Raw genomic sequence first — 21,964 nt, 5'->3', positions numbered from 1 at the left:
TTATGCCAGAGCCTGTTTTTGCAGGTCAATGATCTCACGGATTGAATGCTTAGCCAGTGCCAGCAGCTCATCCAGTTCTTCGAATGAGAAAGGTTCGCCCTCGGCCGTGCCTTGCACTTCAATCAGTTTACCGGTTTCCGTCATGATCACGTTCATGTCGGTCTCAGCTTCTGAATCTTCCAGATATTCCAGATCGGTAATGGCTTCGCCGTTGTAAACACCCACAGAGATAGCTGCGATCATAAACTTCAGCGGGTTAGCATTGATCATGCCCTTGGCACGCATGTGTGTCAGTGCATCAACCAGTGCCACACAAGCACCGCTAATCGATGCAGTACGTGTACCACCGTCTGCCTGTAACACATCACAATCGATGGTAATGGTGTTTTCACCCAATGCGCTCAGGTCAACCGCAGCGCGCAATGCACGGGCGATCAGACGTTGGATCTCCATGGTACGTCCGCCCTGCTTACCTTTTGCCGCTTCACGGCCATTACGCGTGTGAGTAGAACGCGGAAGCATCCCGTATTCTGCAGTGATCCAGCCTTTGCCCTGGCCTTTCATAAAACGCGGTACACCCGCTTCAACCGTGGCAGTACACAACACCTTAGTGTTGCCGAACTCTACCAGCACCGAGCCCTCGGCATGCATAGTATAGTTACGTGTAAAAGTTACCGGTCTGATTTGATTTGCAGTTCTTTCGCTTGGACGCATCCACCTTCCCCTATCATCAAAGTTTCGCGATATTATAAAGGGTTCCCAGGCGCTATGCCATGCGGATCGCGAATAATTCACACCCAGCCACTAGAGCTGGGCGATGTTTCAGCTATAATGGCGATGTTTCGTTCATGGCGATGTGTGTGTTCACCAACGACAGCGCTGTACCTTAGGTAGCCACATGCAGACACGCCGCAACCTTAGATTAAATTAGGAACTTATATGATCCATAGTATGACCGCTTATGCCCGTAAAGAGATCAAGGGCGACTGGGGCACCGGTGTGTGGGAGATCCGCTCCGTCAACCAACGCTATCTTGAAACCTTTATCCGCGCACCGGAACAGTTCCGCGGCCTGGAACCGGTCATTCGCGAGCGCCTGCGCAAACACTTACAGCGCGGTAAAGTGGAAGTATTTTTGAAGTTCACCGCCAACCCGGCGCACGTAGGTCAGCTGTCGATCAACGAAACCCTGAGTAAACAGCTGATCGAAAATGCCAAGTGGGTCCAGTCGCACAGCGGTGGCGAAATCAACCCAACAGACATCCTGCGCTGGCCAGGCGTCATGGAAGCCGAAGAAGTGGATCTGGACACAGTGAACAGCGAGCTGTTAAAAGGCTTTGATGCCCTGGTTGAAGAATTTAAAGCAGCGCGCGCAAGCGAAGGTAACAACCTGGAAACCATGATCACCACCCGCCTGGATAGTATTCTGGAGCAGGTTGCCGTTGTTGAAGGTCACATGCCAGAAGTGGCTAAATGGCAGCGTGAAAAACTCACCGCTAAGCTGGAAGACCTGAAAGCCGAAATCGACGAGAACCGCCTGGAGCAGGAGCTAATTTACCTGGCGCAAAAACAGGACGTGGCAGAAGAACTCGACCGCCTCAAGTCACACGTTAAAGAAACCCATAAGATCCTGAAAAAAGGCGGCGCCTGTGGCCGACGTCTGGACTTTATGATGCAAGAGTTCAACCGCGAGTCCAACACCCTGGCGTCTAAATCCATCAATACCGAGATCACCAACGCCGCCGTTGAACTCAAGGTACTGATTGAGCAAATGCGCGAGCAGATCCAGAATATTGAGTGATTTAAACTAAACTCGTTGAAAAGCCCCAGTTGTTGGGGCTTTTTTATTCAACACTCCCGCGCTTAATTTCCACTGCCGACCTTCGTGCAGATATAACAGAATGATTCTTAAACTCTTTTATGAATGCCCAAAGTTTTAAGGGCGTGTGCAAAGCTGCCAAAGTGTTCACTAAACCTGGTTGCGGGTACTCCCGCCATCAATACGCTGATCTCATCGATTTGCGCTTGCGTAGGCTGGTTAAATGAACGGTTATAGTCATCACCCCAATTCGCCAGCTCTGATTTAATCTGCCCTTCATCAAACATAGAAACGACCTGTTCGTTTGACATTAGCATCAGTAAAAATACCACTCTTTCCCACTTATTGATTTGATGAGACAGCGCCACACATGCTCGTGCAGTATGCCGATGTTCTGAGCCACAAATGATATCCATCAACGCTTTCGCATTCAGGTAGACCCGTGTTTTTACCATCAGCCTTGCTGACTCCTTACATACTGAAGGAGAGGGATCTTTTAGCCCGTTCAACAGATAAGCCAAACTATTGTGAGAGTCTAACTTCAATAGACTGTTTAGCGCCTGTTTTCTGAGAGAGGGTGTACCATGCTGATGAAAGTATTTTATTTTATCCAGATCATCAACACACTTAAGATAGCCAAGCCCCCAGATAGCCGCCTTAGTACTTGCATCTTTAGTAAGGTGTTCCCTGTAAAATGCCACAACATCATTACCATTTGCCTGGCAGTGCTTTACAGCCAGCTCACGTATCGAGGAATGGCGATCAACTAACCCTTTTTCAGCCACCTGAGCATTATTGGTGGCCATTAATAGGTGCTTTAATGAGGCTTTTCGGATTGGCATAAACTTATCATTTAATAAGCTTAGGTAGTGCGTCTCCAGCACTTGTGGATAGTGAACGCCAGACCAGCGAAAAGCTTGAGCTCTGACTAAGACATCTTTACTCGCAAAGGCCATAGGCAACAGTGTTTGGGCATCAACAACCTGATGTTCAATTACTAAACTCAAGCAGAGCCTGGCTACATAACTGTTTGCGCTTTGCACAGCTGCCAACAAATGGCATCGGTTTGTTTCTGTTAACAGCAAAGCCTCCACTTGCCGAATAACATCTTGATGATTGGCCCTGTGGCAATTCTGAAGATGATATACTTGAGGAAGACACTGAATAATGGCCTCAACATTTTCATCTATCATCAACTTGCTCAACGCTTTTACTGCCGCATCTCGAACTTGAGGCACCCAATCATTCACGCGAATAATTAGACAGGGAAAAGCCACCGGGTCACCCATCATACCTAGTCTTAAAACGGCATTTTCTCGTTTGTGACCGTCATGATCCTGACTCAACTTAATAAGCTCTTCAATGGTTGCTGCCTGCTCAGGTTGAGTATTTCTATTTAAGGTTATTTTTTTCAACTGACTGAATAATTGCTGCAAGTCATACACAATAGTGCCTTTTTAAATATGCCCGGTTAATCTGTCGGCTAGCCTAACGCAACAAGGCATAACAATAAACTCCGTCAAGTCTCCTGTGGTTTTCCTCTGAATTTTTAGCTAACACCCACTGGTAAATTCACGGACCAATTGTGGGCAGTTTCAAAGTCGAATCTGCCTCAAAGCCTATACGCCAGTTTGGAGTGGCTGTCCATGTTGTTCTTCACGGCTTACCGGAGAAAGAAGCCTGCCTGAGCGCGCAATGGCTGCCGAAATGTTTAATTAGGCTGGTTATAGTTAGCATATGTCATGCGTCCCAGCTGGTTGCTTCAAAACCGGCCTAACTAGTCTTGATAACTCGCTGCAACAATTCCGTGTGTAAAGCATAAAATCTGCTAAACCAGGCTATTAGCTGATTGTCTAGCGCTATTCACGGGCTAAAGCAAAATTATGTATATCTTCATAAAAAAAGCGCTGAACGCGCTTTTTGTTTTAGCAATTAAGCTGACTTTAGCCACGACAGCTCTTTTTCGGATCCGGGTGAGACACCTGAACTCTGCCAGGTAAATCAGGGCTGCCAATCCCTGCACCACCTTTCACACTTTTCAATTTCTCTAAGTGTAATTGCTCCATATTTAATAACACCTCCGTACATGTTCGACTCTCTGTCGATGTTTTAGATAATCATGCTTTTAAAGCAGGCATAAAGCTTATACCAAACCTACATTTGTCAATGTGAGACAAAAAGCACTTTCAATGAACACTCTCTTGCTCAGCATATTTTTCTCTTACCTGAGCACTCATAGCAAACGCAAACATGGTGAAACACAGCACAATATGTAGCAATAACATAAAGTTGTCTCTGATATAAAGTTTGAAAGGTGCAGAATCAATAATGTAATATTTGTAGGCTAAAACTTCTAACCAGGTGATTAAATTAGCAAGACACATCAAGGCAATAAGCAGTAATATTGTACATTCCTGCGCTGACAATGTTTGCAGCCTGTACACTCTCTTAAAATACTGACTACCCGACAATACATAAAGCCGCAATGCCAAATTTCTGCGATACACAATAGGTATGACGAAAATCAAACTCATCCCAATGTCTGCAAGATAGTAATGCGTACTCCACTGTAATGTGATGGGAAGCGTCACTAAGTCGATAATTTCGAACACACCATAAGCCAGTAAAAACCAGCGGGCAGTGGCAATATTCCAACTAATCGCCAACCCCAAACAAATAACGAAAAGAGGCGCATATTCCATGATGGCGTATACTTCCTTCATAACCTACTCCTTTTCTGGCTTTTCATCGGGTGAAGGACTTTGCTCTTCAAGATCGGTGAGTTTATGTACACCAGTTAAATCTTTACCAAAAACCAGAAACAGCTCGAACATCTGGGCGTAACTCATATCTGTTTTGCCGGATTCATAGTTGCTGATGGTGGCCTGGTCGACACCAAGCCGCCTGGCCAGCTCTTGCTGGGACCAGCCTCTGTGGTGTCTCAACTGGCGGATTGAGCGCTGCACATAGCGCCTGAAGTTCTCCACTTTGTGATTGCGCTTGTCAGGACTGTTCTTCACGCGCATGCATCTCCCTATTTATTCTTGAGGCTAACCTAGCAAGCCACATCACAAGATACAACATTTTAGAAACAAAATTAACACACCCAACTACCCTTTATGAATACTTTTATAACCTTCTCCATTTTGCATCCGTGTTTATCCTCACCCCGGTAACAGCCCCCAAACCTGAACCCTGAGCGGCAAACCTTACCTTTATTTGCCCTCACTCATTGACCTGTCTATAACTTCATAGTTTATCGTTTCGTTTGTTACCGCCTGACCGCGCTTACTTTTGGCCAGTCTGGCATATGTAAAAGAGGAGCCGGGTTTGGTGTATCGGATTTCTGAATTGGCGGCGCAGCTGGGTTTAGCGCGTTCTACTTTGTTGTATTACGAAAAGCGGGGGCTGATCTGTGGCAGCCGGGCCAGCAATGGTTATCGGGTTTATGGCGAGCAGGACTTACAAAAGCTCAGACTGCTGCAACAGCTACAGGCCGGCGGACTGACGCTGAGTGAATGCAAACAGGCGCTGGAGGCCAAGCTAGATCGCACCGTGCTCAGCAACAGGCTCGCTGAGCTGGAAAGCGAAATTGCACATAAGCAGCAGGCGCATACTTTGTTGTCTGCGCTGCTTGGGCGCGGTTCACTGCGCGACTGGCATGCACAGGCCGATAAGCTGGCACCCGATGCACACAGAAACTGGCTTGAACAGCAAGGGTTTAATGAACAACAAACCCTGTACTTAAAATGGTTATCAAAAGACATGAACGAACACGACACTTATATGGCCGACTTTATGGCGGTCTTTCATCGGCTGGAACGCTGGGGACCCGGCAGTAATACAGATACACGCAAGGCGTTAACGCACATTCCTTTTACACCGCATACTGTGCTGGATATTGGCTGTGGTAAGGGCTTTGCTACTGAGTTACTGGCACAACAGACACAGGCACAGATCACGGCGGTGGATAATGAAGCTCAGGCAATAGACAGCCTGGCGGCGCGACTAAAACACGCGAAACTGGACGAACGTGTCACCCCTCTGTGTGCCAGTATGACTGCTTTGCCCTTTCAGAGCGGCAGTTTTGATCTGCTCTGGGCCGAAAGTTCCGCTTACATAATGGGCTTTGAAGCGGCGTTGAATGCCTGGCGCCCGCTGCTGCGTTCAACAGGTTGCCTGATGGTCAGCGATTTGGTGTGGTTAAACGAGACGCCCTCTCAGGAGGCAATCACCTTCTGGCAACAGGAATACCCGGATATGCAAACAGTTGCTGTACGGCTCGCACAGATTGAGCAGGCCGGTTTTCGGGTCTTGAGCCACTTTACGCTGAGTGAGCAGGCCTGGGCAGACTATTATGGACCACTCAAAGCTGAAGTTGAACAACGACTGAGCCACCAGCCTGATTCTGCTGCGCTTCAGGACATGGCCCGGGAAATTGCCATCTACGAGCGTTACCTGGGCGAGTTCGGCTATCAAATGTTTGTGCTGCAACGCAGCGATTGAACACGGTGAGGCTGGTAAGTTAGGTGATATGGCTTTAAAATAACTCTTTTGGACAACCAGCGGTGTGGCCACATTCACATCGCTGTACTGCAACCCTATAGGTCTGACGTATGCCACATCAAAATCGCGGTAATTTGTTTATTCTTTCAGCGCCCTCTGGTGCCGGAAAGTCAAGTTTGATTAAAGCCCTGCTGGAAAGACAAGATAAAGTCAGGGTCTCGGTGTCACATACAACTCGCGCGCCTCGCCCGGGTGAGAATAATGGCGAGCACTACCACTTTGTCTCTGTGGATGAGTTTAAAGCGCTTATCAACCAGAATGACTTTTTCGAATGGGCGCAGGTTTTTGATAACTACTACGGCACCTCTAAACAGGCCATCGAAAACCAGCTTGCACAAGGTATTGACGTGTTCATGGACATTGACTGGCAAGGTGCCCGTCAGGTTCGCAAGCTGCTGCCTGAAGTAAAAACCATCTTCATTCTGCCGCCGTCAAAACAGGCACTGGAAGAGCGCTTGAATAACCGAGGGCAGGACTCTCAGGAAATCATTGCCTCGCGTATGGAGCAGGCCAAATCTGAATGCTCTCACTACAATGAATTCGACTATCTGCTGGTCAATGATGACTTTGAGACTGCGCTGCATGAACTGGAGCACATCGTCGTGGCTGCACGTCTGGAGCTGAAAAAGCAACAGGTGAGCCAGCAGGCATTGATAGCCGAACTGTTAAAGTAAGTCACATCGGCGGCCGACTGGTCGGGGTTTCGCACTGGCAGCAAAGATTGCTGCCACATAAAGCCATAACGACCCGATATTTTTTAACCATATACTTGGCGAATCCGGCGCTTTTTAGTAGACTAGCCCTTTGCTAAATGTATTGAATTTTTTGGAGTGCTTCGATGGCTCGCGTAACAGTAGAAGACGCAGTAGATAAAATTGGTAACCGTTTCGACCTAATTCTTGTTGCAGCGCGTCGCGCTCGTCAGATTGCAGTCGGTGGTAAAGACCCTCTGGTTGAAGCTGAAAATGACAAGCCAACCGTAATCGCATTGCGCGAAATCGAAAAAGGCATGGTCACCAGCGATTCACTGGACATGATCGATCGCGAAGAGCAACAAACTCAGGAAGCTGCAGAGCTTGCTGCTGTTGCTGCAATTGTGGGTGGCAATCGCTAATCCACTGCGACCAGTACGACAATAACGCCAGCTTTATAGCTGGCGTTATTGTTTCTGCAGCACAGGTCACTGAACACCTCTATCTAGACTAATAAATGTGTTAGTCGATTGGCTTCGACGTCAATTCATCGTATATTCAGTACTTAACTTATTATTAATACCAATCAAATGTCATACCAACCAAGGTAAAGGTGTTATAGCCTGACTGCAAGTAGGTTAATACGCATTTGATATAACTTCGCTGGAACATTGGAGTGTGAATGTATCTGTTTGAAGGCTTAAAGAAAAAAATATCAGAGTATCTGTCACCCGAAGATGTGGAACTGGTGCAAAAAGCCTACGTGGTTGCCCGCGAAGCGCATGAAGGGCAAACCCGCTCCAGCGGCGAGCCTTATATTACTCATCCGGTTGAAGTCACCCAGATCCTGGCCAGTATGAAGCTGGACCACGAAACACTGATGGCAGCATTGATGCATGATGTGATCGAAGACACCGACTTCAGCCAGACCGATCTCGCCGAAATCTTCGGTGATACAGTTGCCGAACTGGTGGCGGGTGTCAGTAAGCTGGACAAACTCGACTTTAAAGATAAAAAAGAGTTTCAGGCCGAAAACTACCGTAAAATGATCATGGCCATGACCCAGGATATCCGGGTGATCCTCATCAAACTGGCCGACCGCACCCACAACATGCGCACGCTGGGCTTTTTACGTCCGGAAAAACGCCGCCGGATAGCCCGTGAAACCCTGGAAATATTCGCACCTATCGCCAATCGTCTTGGTATCCATGACATTAAGAACGAACTGGAAGATCTGGGCTTTGCGGCCTTATACCCGATGCGTCACAGAGCACTCAAATCAGAAGTGGCCAAAGCGCGAGGTAACCGTAAAGAAGTGATCAGCAATATCCAGTCAGAGATAGAATCTCGTCTGGAAGAAGCAGGCATTGATGCATCGGTCAGTGGCCGTGAAAAACACCTGTACAGCATATATAAAAAGATGCTCAACAAAGAGCTGCTGTTCAACGAAGTGATGGACATTTACGCTTTTCGCATCAACGTCAACAGCATAGATACCTGCTACCGGGTGCTGGGTGTAGCACACAACCTGTATAAACCCATAGAGACCCGTTTTAAAGACTACATTGCTGTACCTAAAACCAATGGCTATCAGTCACTGCATACCTCTTTGGTCGGGCCGCATGGTATTCCGGTAGAGATCCAAATTCGCACCCATGATATGGATCACATGGCAGATAAAGGGGTGGCAGCGCACTGGATGTATAAAAAGTCCGGCGACACGGCGGGCCATACCGCACAGCAACGCGCCAGACAATGGATGCAAAGCCTGCTTGAGTTACAACAAAGTGCTGGCTCATCGTTTGAATTTGTCGAAAACGTAAAGACCGAGCTGTTCCCGGAAGAAATTTATGTCTTTACACCGGATGGGCGCATCATTGAATTACCTATGGGCGCAACAGCCGTCGACTTTGCCTATGCCGTTCATACCGACGTCGGTAACACCTGTGTTGGCGCGCGCGTTAACCGTAAGCCTTATCCACTCAGCAAAGCGCTGGATACCGGGCAAACTGTTGAGGTGATCACTAGCTCTGGTGCACACCCCAATGCCACCTGGTTAAACTTTATTGTCACAGGTAAAGCGCGCCTGGGTGTACGTAACTACCTTAAGAGCCAGCACCAGGAAGAGTCTATCCTGCTGGGCCGACGCTTACTTGACTCCGCACTGGGTGAACATAAGCTGGACGATATTCCAACCGAGCAAATAGACCGAGTACTGGAAGAGCATGATCTGAACACCGTACTTGAGCTGTTAGTGGAAATCGGCAACGGCAACATCATGAGTATGCTGGTTGCAAAACGCCTGCTACAAGCCGATGATGAAATCGAGAGCCTGGCACAAAAAGCCAAAGCGCCGATCATTGGTACAGAGGGTATGCTGGTCACTTATGCCAAGTGTTGCCGACCTGTCCCGGGTGATGACATCACCGCCTATGTTAGCCAGGGCAAGGGCTTAATGGTCCACCGCCAGGAATGTAAAAACATTAAAGGCTGGCAAAATGAACGCGCCAAGTACTTTGTGGTAAAGTGGGAAGATAACCCCGAAAAAGAATACATCGCAGCACTGCGGGTTGAGATCATCAACCACCAGGGTGCGTTGGCCAAATTAACCAATGTGGTTGCAAGTACACAAGCCAATATTGTGGAGATTGCAACCGAAGAAAAAGAGAGCAACCTGTACGTGATTGATCTGGGTGTTACCGTCAAAGACAGGATCCACGTTGCAAATATTATGCGCCGGATCCGGGTAATGCCAGATGTACAACGTGTAACCAGGAAGCGATAAAGGAAAGACAATGAATAAAGCCATTATTTCAACCGATCAGGCGCCGGCAGCAATCGGCACCTACAGTCAGGCAGTTAAAGTCGGTACGGCGGTTTACCTTTCGGGGCAGATCCCTTTGGTGCCTGAAACAATGGAAGTGATCTCAGAAGACTTTGCAGAGCAAACACAACAGGTATTTAAAAACCTGACTGCCGTGTGTGAAGAAGCGGGCGGCCAGTTGCAGGACATGGTCAAGGTGAACATCTTCCTGACTGACTTGAGCAACTTTGCCACCGTCAATGAGATCATGAGTCAGCACTTTAAAACGCCCTACCCGGCACGGGCTGCTATCGGCGTAAAAGAGCTGCCTAAGGGCGTACAGATTGAGATTGATGGCATCATGGAGCTGCCTTCAACCAACTAAGACGCCGTGTCTATTAGTTATATTACTCAAGCCCGCTTAATGCGGGCTTTTACTTACCTGTACAATGATTTTTCATGCGCTTAACTTTGATCTTAAACACTTGACCGCATACTATTAATTTAGCAATCTGGTGTTACACGAAGCACTTTGTGCAATCTTGGTAACGCCGCATTTTTTGGCAATTTGAGGTATTCATTATCGTAGTTGGTTTAAAGCAATAAGGATAAGCCTGTGTTTAAACTCGCAAAAAATGGCAATATATTGATGGACGTCGCGGCAGCGTCGCCCCCCAGTGCAGCGTTTGTGGTTGAAGCACTCGAGCGCTCACCCTATGCTGACTGCGCAATTGATCATGAATCCATTGCCGCATACTTCAAACAAGATACGCCTGTCACTCAGCTGATTGTGGCACAACAAAAAGATGCCCATATCGAAGTCGCACTGAGCGACGACAAAATGCAGGCCATCGCCAAACTCACCACCGCACAGGGTGGTAAAATGATCAACCTGGAGGATGCCAAGCGCGCCATAGTCAAAGTCGGTGTCACCCGGGGCTACAAGCAAGTTTATCTGGAAAACTTGCTCAAACAGCAACTGGAGTCTCTGCCAGGCACAGAAGTCACTGGCATCGTTGCTCAGGGGCGTCCGCCCGAAAATGGCATACCTGCCAAGCTGATGCCACATGTACAAACGCTTAAAGAACGCCTGAAACAACCCAAGTTACGTGAAGACGGCACCGTTGATATGCGCGATTTTGGCGCACTGGCCAGTGTTGCACCCGGCACCTTACTGGTCACGCAAAGGCCGGCAACCCCAGGCAAAGAAGGCTTTACGGTTACCGGAGACAGCATTGCACCTAAGCCCGGAGATAGCTTTCAGCTGGTTGCCGGTGAAGGCACCGAGATTTCCCCAACCAACCCATTACAACTGGTCTCGACCATTGCAGGTTGTCCGTCCGATGTGCCGAATGGCATGCGGGTAGACGATATCTTTACCATCAGTGACGTCAACGTACGCAGCGGCCACATTGAATTTAGCGGCAGTGTGCTGGTTACCCATAATGTCGACCCGGGCATGAAGATCAAAGCGCACGGCGATATCACCGTCATGGGGACCGTAGAATCGGGAGAATTAATTTCCGATGGTAACATCGAAGTACGTGGCGGTGTGATTGGCCACTTAGATCATCGCAACGACGATCAGGGGCTCACCTGCCGTCTGATTGCCAAAGGCGATGTCCAAATCACCCATGGCCAGTACACCTATCTGGAAGGGCAAAATGTCTTTATCCAGAAACAAAGTAACCACTGTGATATCAAAGCGCGTAACCTGTTACAGGTTGGCCTGGATGAATCACCCAAAGGCAAACTGGTCGGCGGCACCATTTTTGATGCCAAGATGCTGGTGGCGGGTGAAGTAGGCAGCAGCTCTGGTGCGACCATGGCTGTATACCTGGCACGCAGTGGCATGGAGATAACGGAACGTACCGATCTGTGTCTTAAAGAACTCACTCAGACTGATGAGCAGATCACCAACTTGCAAAAGGCGGTCGAAAAAGCCGATAACGTAAAGGATGCTGAAAAGAAAAAAACCTTGCTGGCCAAAATCGGGGCCACACAGGAGCACTATTGTAAGCAAGCCGAGGCGCTGGAACATCAGCTGTCAGAACTAGACCATACTCTGCATGATTTACTCGATCACACCCAGCTGGTGGTGAACACCTCTTTGCACTCAGGTGTCGAGATCCATATTTTCGATAAGGTCTATAAAACCACCCGCAGCTACCCGCCGTGCAGCGCCAGACTGCTCGAAGGCAAAATAGAAATTGAATTTAAGATGTAAGGGAGCCCCTGGAGGCTCCCTTACCGTGTGTCGCCGTCGCCTCTAAAGTAACCCAGAAACTTCAGTTTTAACATGCTCAGGCCACACACCAACCTGGACCTGACCAATATGTTGCTTTTGTAATAACAGCATCACCAAACGAGACTGGCCAATACCGCCCCCTATGGTTTGTGGCAATGCCCCTGCCAGCAAGCTCTGGTGCCAGTCCTGCTCTAACCTTTGTTCATCCTGCGTCAGACTCAATTGACGTTGCAGGCTGTCCGGACACACCCGGATCCCCATAGAGGAAATTTCAAAGGCATCTTCGAGCACAGGGTTCCAGACCAGAATATCACCGTTCAACCCTTGATACTGCTCACACGTTGGCGTTGACCAGTCGTCGTAATCCGGTGCTCTGACATCATGGATCTTGCCATCTCCCAGTTCACCGCCGATACCAATCAGGAACACTGCACCGTACTCCTGCGCAATCGCTTTTTCTCTTTGCTTAGCACTAAAGTAAGGATACATCAGGCGTAGTGCCTCACTGTGTACAAAGGTGATTTGCTCCGGTAAAAACGGCGTCAGACCATACTCAGAAGCCAGTTGCAGTTCAGTTTCACGAATAGCGCCATACAATGTGCGAACAGTGTCTTTGAGCTTGTCTAAAGAACGTTCAGACTGTGCACAGATCACCTGCTCCCAGTCCCACTGATCAACATACACAGAATGTATTGGAGACAGCTTGTCTTCATCCGGACGCAACGCCTTCATATGTGTATACAGTCCCTGCCCTGCGCCAAAGCCATAGTCGCCGAGCGTTTTACGCTTCCACTTCGCCAGTGAATGAACTACTTCATAGTCGCTATCGCTGAGCGTTTTAACTTTAACCTTCACCGCTTTTTCGGTGCCACTGAGGTTGTCCTGAATACCATCTCCCACCTTTGCCAGGATAGGCGCTTGTACTTCGATCAGGCCTAACTTATCAGTCAACTGTTGTGAAAAAAGTGCTTTCGCACGGGCTATTTGTTGTTGTGTTTGCAGATACTGTTGCAACATATCGGTTTCCTCATTCCCAATGGTGTTGAATAACGGTGCAGGCTTGCTGCGTTAAATCTATCCTCAACAAAAACGAACAAAGATTCAATAGTCCATAACAAAAACACCTTTACACTATTTTTTTCATCAAAAATTGGCTTTAATAATTATTGAATCAATAATTAGCGTGCGAAATATCCATGGAAAATTATCAAATCGATAATCTCGACCGTTCTATCCTTCATGCCTTAATGGACAATGCCAGAACCCCCTACGCCGAATTGGCCAAGCGCTTTGCCGTCAGTGCCGGGACCATTCATGTGCGGGTCGAGAAAATGAAACAGGCCGGTATTATCGTCGGCACACGGGTCAGCATAGATGCCAAACAGCTGGGTTATGATGTCTGTTGTTTTATCGGCGTAAACCTCAAGCATGCACGGGATTATCCGGCGACCATTGAGCAGCTGGAAGGCTTTGAAGAAGTCGTTGAAGCCTATTACACCACAGGTAACTACAGCATTTTTATCAAAGTCATGGCACGCTCTATTGATCATCTTCAGGACGTCCTGATCAACAAGATCCAGACAATCGAAGCGATTCAGTCAACAGAGACCCTGATCTCCCTGCAGGCACCAATAATGCGCGAAGTAATGCCTTAGCGAGGTGCTTTTTGTTATAATCGCGGCAATTTTGTAGTTAAGAGCTGTAATGATGGAAGAAAACCGTTTTCAGCGCGTTAAGCGCATTTTGGATCAACGCCAGACTGATTTAACTGTGTGCCTGGATGAAGTCCACAAGCACCACAATCTGTCGGCCATAGTGCGTACAGCCGATGCGGTCGGCTGCCATCATGTTCATGCGGTATGGCCGCAGGAGCAAAGACGCCTGACCAATAACACCTCAGGTGGCAGTAAAAACTGGGTAGAAACCCATATGCACGATGACATTGATCAGGCCGTTGCCACTATTCGTGCGCAAAACCCGGGGATCCAGCTGTTGGCCACCAACCTGAGTGATTCAGCCGTGGATTTTCGTGAGATTGATTATACCAAGCCAACCGCCGTTATTGTCGGGCAGGAACGCCTTGGGATCTCAGACAGAGCACTGGAACATGCCGATCAGCACATCGTGATCCCAATGGCAGGTATGGTACAGTCGTTAAATGTCTCGGTGGCCGCAGCATTGATCTTATATGAAGCGCAGCGTCAGCGCGAAGCGGCGGGGTTGTATCAGCGTAACGACATGCTCGACCCGGCGATTAAGCACAAACTCTTGTTCGAAGGCTGTCACCCTATCATTGCTAATCGCTGTGTAGAAAAAGGCCTGCCCTACCCGGCTTTGGATGAGGTGGGTGAAATCGTGGCCGATGATACTTTCTGGAACACACTGAAATTCAGTCAAAAAGGATAATTATGTCTCTTCCCAATTTAGCCCAGTACGCCATGACCGATCTCAAGGGAGTCGGCCCGAAGGCCGCAGAGCGGCTGGCCAAATTGGGGATCCGCAGTGTTCAGGATATGCTCTTTCATCTGCCACTGCGTTATGAAGACAGAGCCAGAACCTACCGCATCGCCGAATTGATGCCGCATACCCATGTCAGTGTTGAAGGCGAAATCGAGCAGGCCAACATCACCTTCGGCAAACGCCGTATGCTGGTGTGCCAGATCAACGATGGAACAGGCCGTATCACCCTGCGCTTTTTCAACTTCAGCGCCGCGCAAAAGAACGCCATGCAAAGCGGCAAAATCATGCGCTGCTTTGGCGAAGTACGCCGTGGCCGGGTCGGCCTGGAAATGGCTCACCCTGAATACAGTATTCGCGACGAGCGCAGTGAAACACCGCAAGGCGCGGATACACTCACGCCGGTCTATCCAACCACTGAAGGGCTAAAGCAACTAAGCATTCGTGCCATTGCCGAGCAAGCTATCGCTTTGCTGCAAAAATACGACATTGAAGATCACCTGCCCGCTCAGTTCAGGCCTAACCAGCTGAGCTTAAAAGAAGCCTTACTCACACTCCATCAGCCGCCTCAGGATGTGGCACTGGATCAACTGGAATTGGGTCAGCACCCGGCGCAACAACGGCTGGCGTTTGAAGAATTGCTGGCGCAAAACCTTAGCCTGCTGCAACTCAGACAGCAAGGTCAGGCCGTCAAGGCGGTATCACTACCGCCGAATAATACCTTAGAAACGGAGTTTCTGGCCCAGCTGCCTTTTAAACCTACGTCAGCACAAAGTCGGGTCGTAGCCGAAATTAAAGGGGATCTGCAACACCCTTTTCCGATGATGCGACTGGTACAGGGTGACGTAGGCTCAGGTAAAACCCTGGTTGCAGCACTGAGCGCACTCACGGCCATTGCCAAAGGCTATCAGGTCGCTCTGATGGCCCCCACCGAGATTTTATCAGAACAGCATAATATCAACTTTCAGAACTGGTTTGCCGCACTGGGCATAGAAGTGGTGTGGCTGGCAGGCAAGACCAAAGGCAAAGAACGCGAGCGCGTGCTGGAACGCATCAGCTCAGGCCAGGCGCAAATGGTCGTTGGCACGCATGCACTGTTTCAGGAGCAAGTGCAGTTTAGTAATCTGGCCCTGATTATCATTGATGAACAACACCGTTTTGGTGTTCACCAGCGTCTGTCGTTACGCGAAAAGGGCAAGTTTAACGACTGCTACCCGCACCAGCTGGTCATGACGGCAACACCCATCCCACGCACGCTGGCAATGACCGCCTATGCCGATCTGGAAACCTCAGTGATTGATGAGCTACCACCCGGGCGCACACCAATCACAACCGTCGCCGTCCCGGATACTCGTCGCGATGAGGTGATTGAGCGTGTTCGGCGTGCCTGTATCGAACAGCAACGCCAGGTGTACTGGGTATGTACTTTGATTGATGAATCCGAAGCTTTGCAATGCCAGGCGGCTGAAGACACAGCAGAACAACTCACAAAAGCACTGCCAGAGCTGAATATTGCGCTGGTTCATGGCCGTATGAAAGCACAAGAAAAACAGCAGATCATGCAAGACTTTAAGCAGTCAAAAAGCCATGTGTTGGTTGCAACCACTGTGATAGAAGTCGGGGTAGATGTCCCCAATGCAAGCCTGATCATTATAGAAAATCCGGAGCGTCTGGGATTGGCGCAGCTGCATCAGTTACGAGGCCGGGTTGGCCGGGGAGACATCGCTTCGCATTGTTTGTTACTTTACCATGCACCTTTGTCAGCAACAGCGCAAAAGCGCCTGGGCGTGCTGCGTGACAGTAATGATGGCTTTGTGATTGCCGAGCGAGATTTAGAGATCCGCGGGCCCGGAGAGGTCCTTGGCACTCGCCAGACGGGGCTGGCTGAGCTGAAAATTGCCGACTTAAGCCGGGACAAAGTGTTGCTACCACAAGTTCGCAGTCTGGCCTTTACTATACTCCAACAGCACTCACAGGCCGTTGAACCGCTGGTTCAGCGCTGGTTGCCCGACCGCAGTGAATTTGCCATGGCTTAGTCAGAGCTAAGCCAGGTTTATTTAAACATCTCAGAACGCTCGATCACTTCAACCTGATAGCCATCAGGGTCGGCAACAAAGAAAAAACGTGCTACCAGAGTATCGCCATTATAAAACGACTTCATCTCCTTAGGCTGATAACCGAGTGCCGCTGCCTTTGCATGCACAGGTGATAAGTCATCCACGACAACGGCAATATGGCCATAGCCATTACCCAACTCATATGGCTGCTGCGTATCATGATTCCAGGTTAACTCAAGTTCAAACTCAGCCTCTTCATTGCCCAGATAAATCAGACTAAAGTGTTCAAACTCAATACGCCTGCGCTCGCCGAGTGCCAGTACATCATGATAAAATGCCAAAGATTTTTGCAGATCCATTACCCGAACCATGCTGTGAATGAGTTTTGCCATCAAGGAGTCCTCTATGTGTGAATTGTATGCCGCGGCCGATCCCGCCAGCTATGAAGTAATACGCCGCTCAATGCGGATTCAGGGGGCCGTAACCAGCCTGGCACTAGAGCGTCGGATCTGGGATCTGTTACAGGAGATCGCCGCCAAAGAGCAGCTCAGTGTGGCTGAATTCGTTTCCACCCTCTATCAGGAAGTACTGGCGCGTCAGGGGGAAGTCAAAAACCTTGCTTCTCTGTTGCGTATCACCTGTTTAACCTATTTATCCGATCTTACGTCTGATCGCCGCTAAAGGGGTAGTATCTGGTTACTACATTGACATTAGACTTTTTCTTATTAGCAAAAGCCGATACACTGATCTCGATTCATTCTTAGTAATCCTTTGAATTGTTTGAACTATTTAGGCACAAGGTATAGCGCAATCATATGAAATCTCATTTAGGCCGACGCGCATTTTCCAACATGGAGCTGTATACCCTGTTTAACGGCTACATTTATGGTGACGAGAAACAAAAGCGTGAGCAGCCAAAGCATTGGCACTTCTGGTTACCTGTGCTGGCATATTATACCGGGGCTTACAGTGACGAAATTGGCAACCTGACGCTCTCTGATATCACTAAACAAGAGCAGGTTCGTGGCTTTACGTTTCATACGCACGGTAAATTGCAGGCCCGGTTTGTGCCGATCCACCCAGCCCTGTGGCATGCCGGATTACAAGATTACCTGCACTTTGTAGAGCAACAAGGCCAGACCCGGCTGATGTTTGATTTGCCAGCCAAGTCGGGGCGCTTCAGTGAGAAAGTCAGGATCTGGTTTTCCGGAGAGGGCGAGCGCCTTGGCTATTTGCAAAAGTGCGGATTGCCCAATGTGGATCAGCAAGGCATGAAAACCGCTATCAGCAGCCTGAGACTGAACTTTGAGCAGCAGATACACATTTCCGCCATTCAGCAAGGCAACAAAGCCGCTATGTTCTATCTACTTGGGCTGAAACAGGATGGCCAGATCCTCACTCAGCCCAAAGCACATCAGCTCAAACAAGTGCTAACACAAGTTAGAGTCATAAACCCCAACATTCACTGGCAGCGCTTTACAGAGCGTCATGGGCAATAACTTAGCAGGCGCAGTGTACTAAACCTGTACTAGGTGCCAAACAAACACAAAAAAACCCGACATTATGTCGGGCTTTCGTATCATAGCAACTAAGATCACAGTGCCTTTACGAACTCGCTGAAGTCTTTGCCCAGCTTTTCGTCACGCATTGCGTACTGAACGATGGCTTTCAGATAACCCAGCTTATCGCCGCAGTCATGAGCCCGACCGCTCATATGGAACGCTTCAACGGTTTCACTTTCCATCAGCATATCAATTGCATCAGTTAGCTGGATCTCGCCTCCTGCTCCCAAAGGTGTGCGTTCAAGCAGAGGCCAGATATTACGTGATAATACATAACGACCCACAACGGCAAGATTAGAAGGTGCTTTATCAACAGGTGGCTTCTCGACCATATGACTGATTGGTGCGCTTTCACCAGGTTTGAGTTCCACACCCTGAATGTCCGCAATACCGTACTTATTCGCTTCTTCCCGTGGAACAGGTTCAAGCATGATCTGACTTAGCTTAGTATCTGAGAAACGCTGGACCATGGCTGCCAGGTTTTCTTTGCTTTGATCTGCCGTATATTCATCCAAGATAACATCAGGCAAAACAACCACAAAGTCATCATCACCAACAATGGGCTTTGCACACAACACTGCATGCCCTAGTCCTTTAGCCTCGCCTTGCCTAACATGCATGATAGTAACACCTTCAGGACAAATTGAGCGAACCTCTTCAAGCAGAGTACGTTTTACACGCATTTCTAATGTTGCTTCGAGCTCAAAGCTGGTATCAAAATGGTTCTCAATCGCATTCTTTGAAGAGTGAGTAACCAGCACAATTTCCGAAATGCCTGCAGCTGCACACTCTTTTACGATGTATTGAATGAGAGGTTTATCGACAACAGGCAACATCTCCTTGGGGATAGCCTTCGTCATAGGTAACATGCGCGTACCAAGTCCTGCGACAGGTATTACTGCTTTCATAGTTCATCCATTATTGCATTGAAGTGGCGGAATATTTTCCCACCATTAATAAGTAACCACGTGACAGACTATTTTAATAGAATACGCTGTTAGTGCAAGTTTAGTCATATGCCTTTCATACTTTCGCCAATAAAAAATGCCCGCTCACTAAAAGTGAGCGGGCATTTCCAAATACTTCAAGATAATCAGACGCTAAGTCCGATAGAATTCTTACAGACCAGCACGCTTTTTAATGGCTGCGATCAAAGCTGAGCCACCATGGCCGTTGCTCTCAGCCCAGGCGATGTCAGCGCCATCAGATAATGCACTTTTAGGTAAGCTCTTAACGATAAACTCGCCTGCATCTACCGCGTTGTTAGCGATTGCATGGCGTAGCATGTTGTTACCATTACACTGAACTGAATCGTATACGTTACGGATTTTAACCCGTGAGCTCTTTAGCGTACTGCGGATACGTCTTTTGTCGTCAGCCGCAATATATTCACACAAAGACACTGCCAACTGATCGTTTGCTTTGCTCGCAAAACTTACGGTTAATGCCGAAACGCCAAGACTCACACCAATAACTAAAGGAATTACTTTCATCACCAATCACCTAGTACTTTTTTCGTAAGAACAAACGCTCAATATTGTATCAACCAATACAATTGTTAGCAACAAAGTTATATTCCTTTATTTAGAGTTACGAACTTATAACTATACAAATTTTTCTCATCTGCTTCATATGCTTCACTTGCGATTTCTTGCCACTCACCGGCCTGAGTGTGGTCAGGAAAGCGCGTGTCGCCAGAAACATCTAAGTCAATGTATGTTAAATAAAGCCGATTACTTAAGGGTAGAAACTGTTCATAAATATTTCCACCTCCAATGATCATAACTTCTTCACATCCGTCAACTAAGGCCAAAGCGTCTTGTGGTGATGAAACCACCTCAATTCCCTCAGCGTTATAATTTGAATTTCGGCTGATCACAATATTTCGCCTGCCAGGAAGAGGGCGACCAATAGACTCGAATGTTTTACGCCCCATAACTACAGGTTTATTCAAGGTGACGGCTTTAAAATGCTTCAAGTCAGCCGGTAAATGCCAGGGCATGGCGTTATCATCGCCAATGATACGTCCGTTTGCCATCGCTGCAATCATTGATATTATCACAATGCACTCCACTCATACTTTTATACTAAAAAAGGGCCAAAGGCCCTTTTTGTACCAACCCATTTAGTAAGACGCTAATACGGGTTGCGCTTATCTTTCGTAAACGACTTCTACGTCGTAGTCATCTTCGTCCCAGTCATCCCAGTCATCATCGTTATCCTGAGTTGCCTGGCGGTGGTAAGTATCCCACTTGAACTCGACTTCTTCCTGCTCCTGCTCTTCGAACTTATCGCGTGGCATGCTATCCAGCAGACCCTGAATGTCGTAGCACAACTGCTGTGTATTAAACTTATTGGCAGCAGAGATACGGTACACCTGTTCAGCATCCAGCTCTTCGGCAATACGCTGACAAACCTCTTCTAACTCATCCTCTGCAAGCAGATCGATTTTATTCAGCACCAACCAACGCGGCTTGTTAGCCAGTTTGGGGCTGTACTGATGCAGCTCATTGATGATTGCAAACGCATTATCAACTGGGTCTGTACCATCGACGGGCATGACATCAACAACGTGCAGTAACACACGACAACGCTCGAGGTGCTTCAGGAAGCGGATCCCCAGACCGGCACCATCTGATGCACCTTCAATCAAACCCGGAATGTCGGCGATCACAAACGATTTGTTTGCTTCAGGACGTACGACACCCAAGTTAGGCACTAAAGTCGTGAATGGGTAATCTGCCACTTTAGGCTTTGCCGCCGACACACTGCGAATAAAGGTTGATTTACCTGCATTCGGCAAACCCAGCAACCCGACATCGGCCAGCAACATCAGCTCCAGCTTCAGGTTGCGTACTTCGCCAGGTGTTCCCAGTGTTTTCTGTCTTGGCGCACGGTTTGTGCTCGATTTAAAGCGTGTATTACCTAAACCATGATAACCGCCTTTGGCGACCAGTAGTTTTTGTCCATGCTTAGTCAAGTCACCCAGACACTCCTGCGTATCAACATCAGTTACACGCGTCCCTTCTGGTACTTTCAGAATTAAGTCGGTGCCCTTTTTACCCGTCATATTACGGCCATGACCATTGGTGCCACGCTCGGCACGATGGAAGCGCTCAAACTGATAATCAATCAGGGTATTGAGGTTTTCGTCTGCTTCAAGATAAACGCTACCTCCGTCTCCGCCATCGCCCCCATCAGGGCCACCGTCGGGTACAAATTTTTCGCGGCGAAATGAAACGACACCGCTTCCACCGTCTCCGGCTTCCGCGCGGATCTCTACTTCATCGACAAACTTCATGGTTACTCTCTTACTGGTTGTTCAGCACCTGCTATTATAGCAAGTTCATAGCGGCTTGATCAGCATGGGCAAATGCCTAACTACCGGTCTGTGGCGCGTATTTGACAGGAATAAGGTTAGAGCAAAATTCAGGCTCTGCTCTATAAAAACAAAAAACCCCGCCTAAGCGGGGTTTTTCAGTATTCTTTTTACCGATTACTCAGCAATGATGCTAACGTATTTACGGTTTAAAGGACCTTTCTGCTCAAAAACAACTTTACCGTCTGCTTTTGCGAAGATTGTGTGGTCTTTACCGATACCTGCGTTAGTACCAGCGTGGAACTTAGTACCACGTTGACGAACAATGATGTTACCCGCTAGTACAGATTCACCACCGAAACGCTTAACACCTAAGCGTTTACTTTCTGAATCGCGACCGTTACGAGTACTACCAGCTGCCTTCTTATGTGCCATCTTTCTG

General features: G+C 48.3%; 24 protein-coding genes. 12 read left to right on the top strand and 12 right to left on the bottom strand.

The window, feature by feature from the left end; translation table 11 throughout:
• Nucleotides 1–714 (bottom strand): ribonuclease PH, encoded by a 714-nt coding sequence (gene rph / locus QNM19_RS15290; RefSeq protein WP_010383487.1) that lies wholly within the window; start codon nucleotides 712–714, stop codon nucleotides 1–3.
• A gap of 225 nt (nucleotides 715–939) precedes the next feature.
• Here rph and QNM19_RS15285 point away from each other — a divergent pair, with 225 nt between their 5' ends.
• Nucleotides 940–1,800 carry a YicC/YloC family endoribonuclease gene (locus tag QNM19_RS15285; RefSeq protein WP_049862926.1) on the top strand — a complete coding sequence of 287 codons (861 nt, stop codon included), beginning with the start codon at nucleotides 940–942 and terminating at the stop codon, nucleotides 1,798–1,800.
• Nucleotides 1,801–1,907: 107 nt separating this feature from the next.
• Here QNM19_RS15285 and QNM19_RS15280 read toward each other — a convergent pair whose 3' ends face one another.
• The 4 genes from QNM19_RS15280 to QNM19_RS15265 form a co-directional block, all read right to left on the bottom strand.
• Entirely contained in the window at nucleotides 1,908–3,263 is a 1,356-nt protein-coding gene (locus QNM19_RS15280) for a HEAT repeat domain-containing protein (protein WP_049862927.1), read from the bottom strand.
• A gap of 498 nt (nucleotides 3,264–3,761) precedes the next feature.
• The gene (locus QNM19_RS15275) at nucleotides 3,762–3,884 is read right to left on the bottom strand and encodes a hypothetical protein (protein WP_284026889.1); all 123 of its coding nucleotides are present in this window, start codon (nucleotides 3,882–3,884) and stop codon (nucleotides 3,762–3,764) included.
• Between the two features lie 120 nt (nucleotides 3,885–4,004).
• The gene (locus tag QNM19_RS15270; RefSeq protein WP_049862928.1) at nucleotides 4,005–4,541 is read right to left on the bottom strand and encodes a hypothetical protein; all 537 of its coding nucleotides are present in this window, start codon (nucleotides 4,539–4,541) and stop codon (nucleotides 4,005–4,007) included.
• A 3-nt stretch (nucleotides 4,542–4,544) separates the two neighbouring features.
• Nucleotides 4,545–4,844, bottom strand: a complete 300-nt coding sequence (locus tag QNM19_RS15265) for a helix-turn-helix transcriptional regulator (RefSeq protein WP_049862929.1) — start codon at nucleotides 4,842–4,844, stop codon at nucleotides 4,545–4,547.
• A gap of 307 nt (nucleotides 4,845–5,151) precedes the next feature.
• Between QNM19_RS15265 and QNM19_RS15260 the strand changes: the two genes are divergently transcribed.
• From QNM19_RS15260 to QNM19_RS15235, 6 genes are all read left to right on the top strand, one after another.
• Nucleotides 5,152–6,324, top strand: coding sequence for a MerR family transcriptional regulator (locus QNM19_RS15260; protein ID WP_049862935.1), 1,173 nt, complete (start codon nucleotides 5,152–5,154; stop codon nucleotides 6,322–6,324).
• A gap of 110 nt (nucleotides 6,325–6,434) precedes the next feature.
• A complete protein-coding gene (gene gmk, locus QNM19_RS15255; RefSeq protein WP_284026888.1) occupies nucleotides 6,435–7,058 on the top strand; it encodes a guanylate kinase in 624 nt (207 codons plus the stop codon).
• A gap of 164 nt (nucleotides 7,059–7,222) precedes the next feature.
• A complete protein-coding gene (gene rpoZ, locus QNM19_RS15250) occupies nucleotides 7,223–7,498 on the top strand; it encodes a DNA-directed RNA polymerase subunit omega (RefSeq protein WP_010383499.1) in 276 nt (91 codons plus the stop codon).
• 260 nt (nucleotides 7,499–7,758) lie between these two features.
• On the top strand, nucleotides 7,759–9,861 hold the full coding sequence (spoT, locus tag QNM19_RS15245; protein ID WP_010383500.1) for a bifunctional GTP diphosphokinase/guanosine-3',5'-bis pyrophosphate 3'-pyrophosphohydrolase: 2,103 nt from the start codon (nucleotides 7,759–7,761) through the stop codon (nucleotides 9,859–9,861).
• Between the two features lie 10 nt (nucleotides 9,862–9,871).
• Complete coding sequence (locus QNM19_RS15240; RefSeq protein ID WP_010383501.1) at nucleotides 9,872–10,264, top strand: RidA family protein; 393 nt, start codon at nucleotides 9,872–9,874, stop codon at nucleotides 10,262–10,264.
• A gap of 231 nt (nucleotides 10,265–10,495) precedes the next feature.
• A complete protein-coding gene (locus tag QNM19_RS15235; RefSeq protein ID WP_284026887.1) occupies nucleotides 10,496–12,106 on the top strand; it encodes a DUF342 domain-containing protein in 1,611 nt (536 codons plus the stop codon).
• A 42-nt stretch (nucleotides 12,107–12,148) separates the two neighbouring features.
• Here QNM19_RS15235 and asnA read toward each other — a convergent pair whose 3' ends face one another.
• A complete protein-coding gene (asnA, locus tag QNM19_RS15230; RefSeq protein WP_049864631.1) occupies nucleotides 12,149–13,144 on the bottom strand; it encodes an aspartate--ammonia ligase in 996 nt (331 codons plus the stop codon).
• 179 nt (nucleotides 13,145–13,323) lie between these two features.
• On the opposite strand from asnA, the gene asnC reads away from it, so the two are divergent.
• Genes asnC through recG form a run of 3 tightly spaced genes read left to right on the top strand, consistent with a single transcriptional unit; the run spans nucleotide 13,324 to nucleotide 16,620 of the window.
• A complete protein-coding gene (gene asnC / locus QNM19_RS15225) occupies nucleotides 13,324–13,782 on the top strand; it encodes a transcriptional regulator AsnC (RefSeq protein WP_010383506.1) in 459 nt (152 codons plus the stop codon).
• Nucleotides 13,783–13,834: 52 nt separating this feature from the next.
• Nucleotides 13,835–14,533, top strand: a complete 699-nt coding sequence (gene trmH / locus QNM19_RS15220; RefSeq protein ID WP_284026903.1) for a tRNA (guanosine(18)-2'-O)-methyltransferase TrmH — start codon at nucleotides 13,835–13,837, stop codon at nucleotides 14,531–14,533.
• Between the two features lie 2 nt (nucleotides 14,534–14,535).
• On the top strand, nucleotides 14,536–16,620 hold the full coding sequence (gene recG / locus QNM19_RS15215) for an ATP-dependent DNA helicase RecG (protein WP_049864632.1): 2,085 nt from the start codon (nucleotides 14,536–14,538) through the stop codon (nucleotides 16,618–16,620).
• 17 nt (nucleotides 16,621–16,637) lie between these two features.
• Here the strand turns inward: recG and QNM19_RS15210 are convergent, their stop codons facing one another.
• Nucleotides 16,638–17,033, bottom strand: a complete 396-nt coding sequence (locus tag QNM19_RS15210; protein ID WP_049864633.1) for a VOC family protein — start codon at nucleotides 17,031–17,033, stop codon at nucleotides 16,638–16,640.
• Between the two features lie 13 nt (nucleotides 17,034–17,046).
• Between QNM19_RS15210 and QNM19_RS15205 the strand changes: the two genes are divergently transcribed.
• Nucleotides 17,047–17,322: a ribbon-helix-helix domain-containing protein gene (locus QNM19_RS15205; protein ID WP_049864634.1), complete on the top strand. Its 276-nt coding sequence runs from the start codon at nucleotides 17,047–17,049 to the stop codon at nucleotides 17,320–17,322.
• 134 nt (nucleotides 17,323–17,456) lie between these two features.
• Nucleotides 17,457–18,140: a site-specific integrase gene (locus QNM19_RS15200; RefSeq protein WP_197094295.1), complete on the top strand. Its 684-nt coding sequence runs from the start codon at nucleotides 17,457–17,459 to the stop codon at nucleotides 18,138–18,140.
• A gap of 95 nt (nucleotides 18,141–18,235) precedes the next feature.
• On the opposite strand, the gene galU is transcribed toward QNM19_RS15200, so the two are convergent.
• From galU to rpmA, 5 genes are all read right to left on the bottom strand, one after another.
• Nucleotides 18,236–19,111, bottom strand: coding sequence for a UTP--glucose-1-phosphate uridylyltransferase GalU (galU, locus tag QNM19_RS15195; RefSeq protein WP_049864635.1), 876 nt, complete (start codon nucleotides 19,109–19,111; stop codon nucleotides 18,236–18,238).
• A 210-nt stretch (nucleotides 19,112–19,321) separates the two neighbouring features.
• Nucleotides 19,322–19,696, bottom strand: a complete 375-nt coding sequence (locus QNM19_RS15190) for a DUF3718 domain-containing protein (RefSeq protein WP_010383515.1) — start codon at nucleotides 19,694–19,696, stop codon at nucleotides 19,322–19,324.
• A gap of 77 nt (nucleotides 19,697–19,773) precedes the next feature.
• Nucleotides 19,774–20,265 carry a type 3 dihydrofolate reductase gene (gene folA / locus QNM19_RS15185; RefSeq protein ID WP_197094296.1) on the bottom strand — a complete coding sequence of 164 codons (492 nt, stop codon included), beginning with the start codon at nucleotides 20,263–20,265 and terminating at the stop codon, nucleotides 19,774–19,776.
• Nucleotides 20,266–20,355: 90 nt separating this feature from the next.
• Nucleotides 20,356–21,504 carry an Obg family GTPase CgtA gene (gene cgtA, locus QNM19_RS15180; protein WP_049864637.1) on the bottom strand — a complete coding sequence of 383 codons (1,149 nt, stop codon included), beginning with the start codon at nucleotides 21,502–21,504 and terminating at the stop codon, nucleotides 20,356–20,358.
• Nucleotides 21,505–21,699: 195 nt separating this feature from the next.
• Nucleotides 21,700–21,957, bottom strand: coding sequence for a 50S ribosomal protein L27 (gene rpmA / locus QNM19_RS15175; RefSeq protein ID WP_010383519.1), 258 nt, complete (start codon nucleotides 21,955–21,957; stop codon nucleotides 21,700–21,702).
• Nucleotides 21,958–21,964 lie beyond the last annotated feature (7 nt).

This window comes from Pseudoalteromonas ardens (assembly GCF_030125445.1).
GTDB classification, from domain to species: domain Bacteria; phylum Pseudomonadota; class Gammaproteobacteria; order Enterobacterales; family Alteromonadaceae; genus Pseudoalteromonas; species Pseudoalteromonas ardens.
Note: the sequence above shows the minus strand (reverse complement) of the source record. Positions and strands in the feature narration are given on the sequence as shown.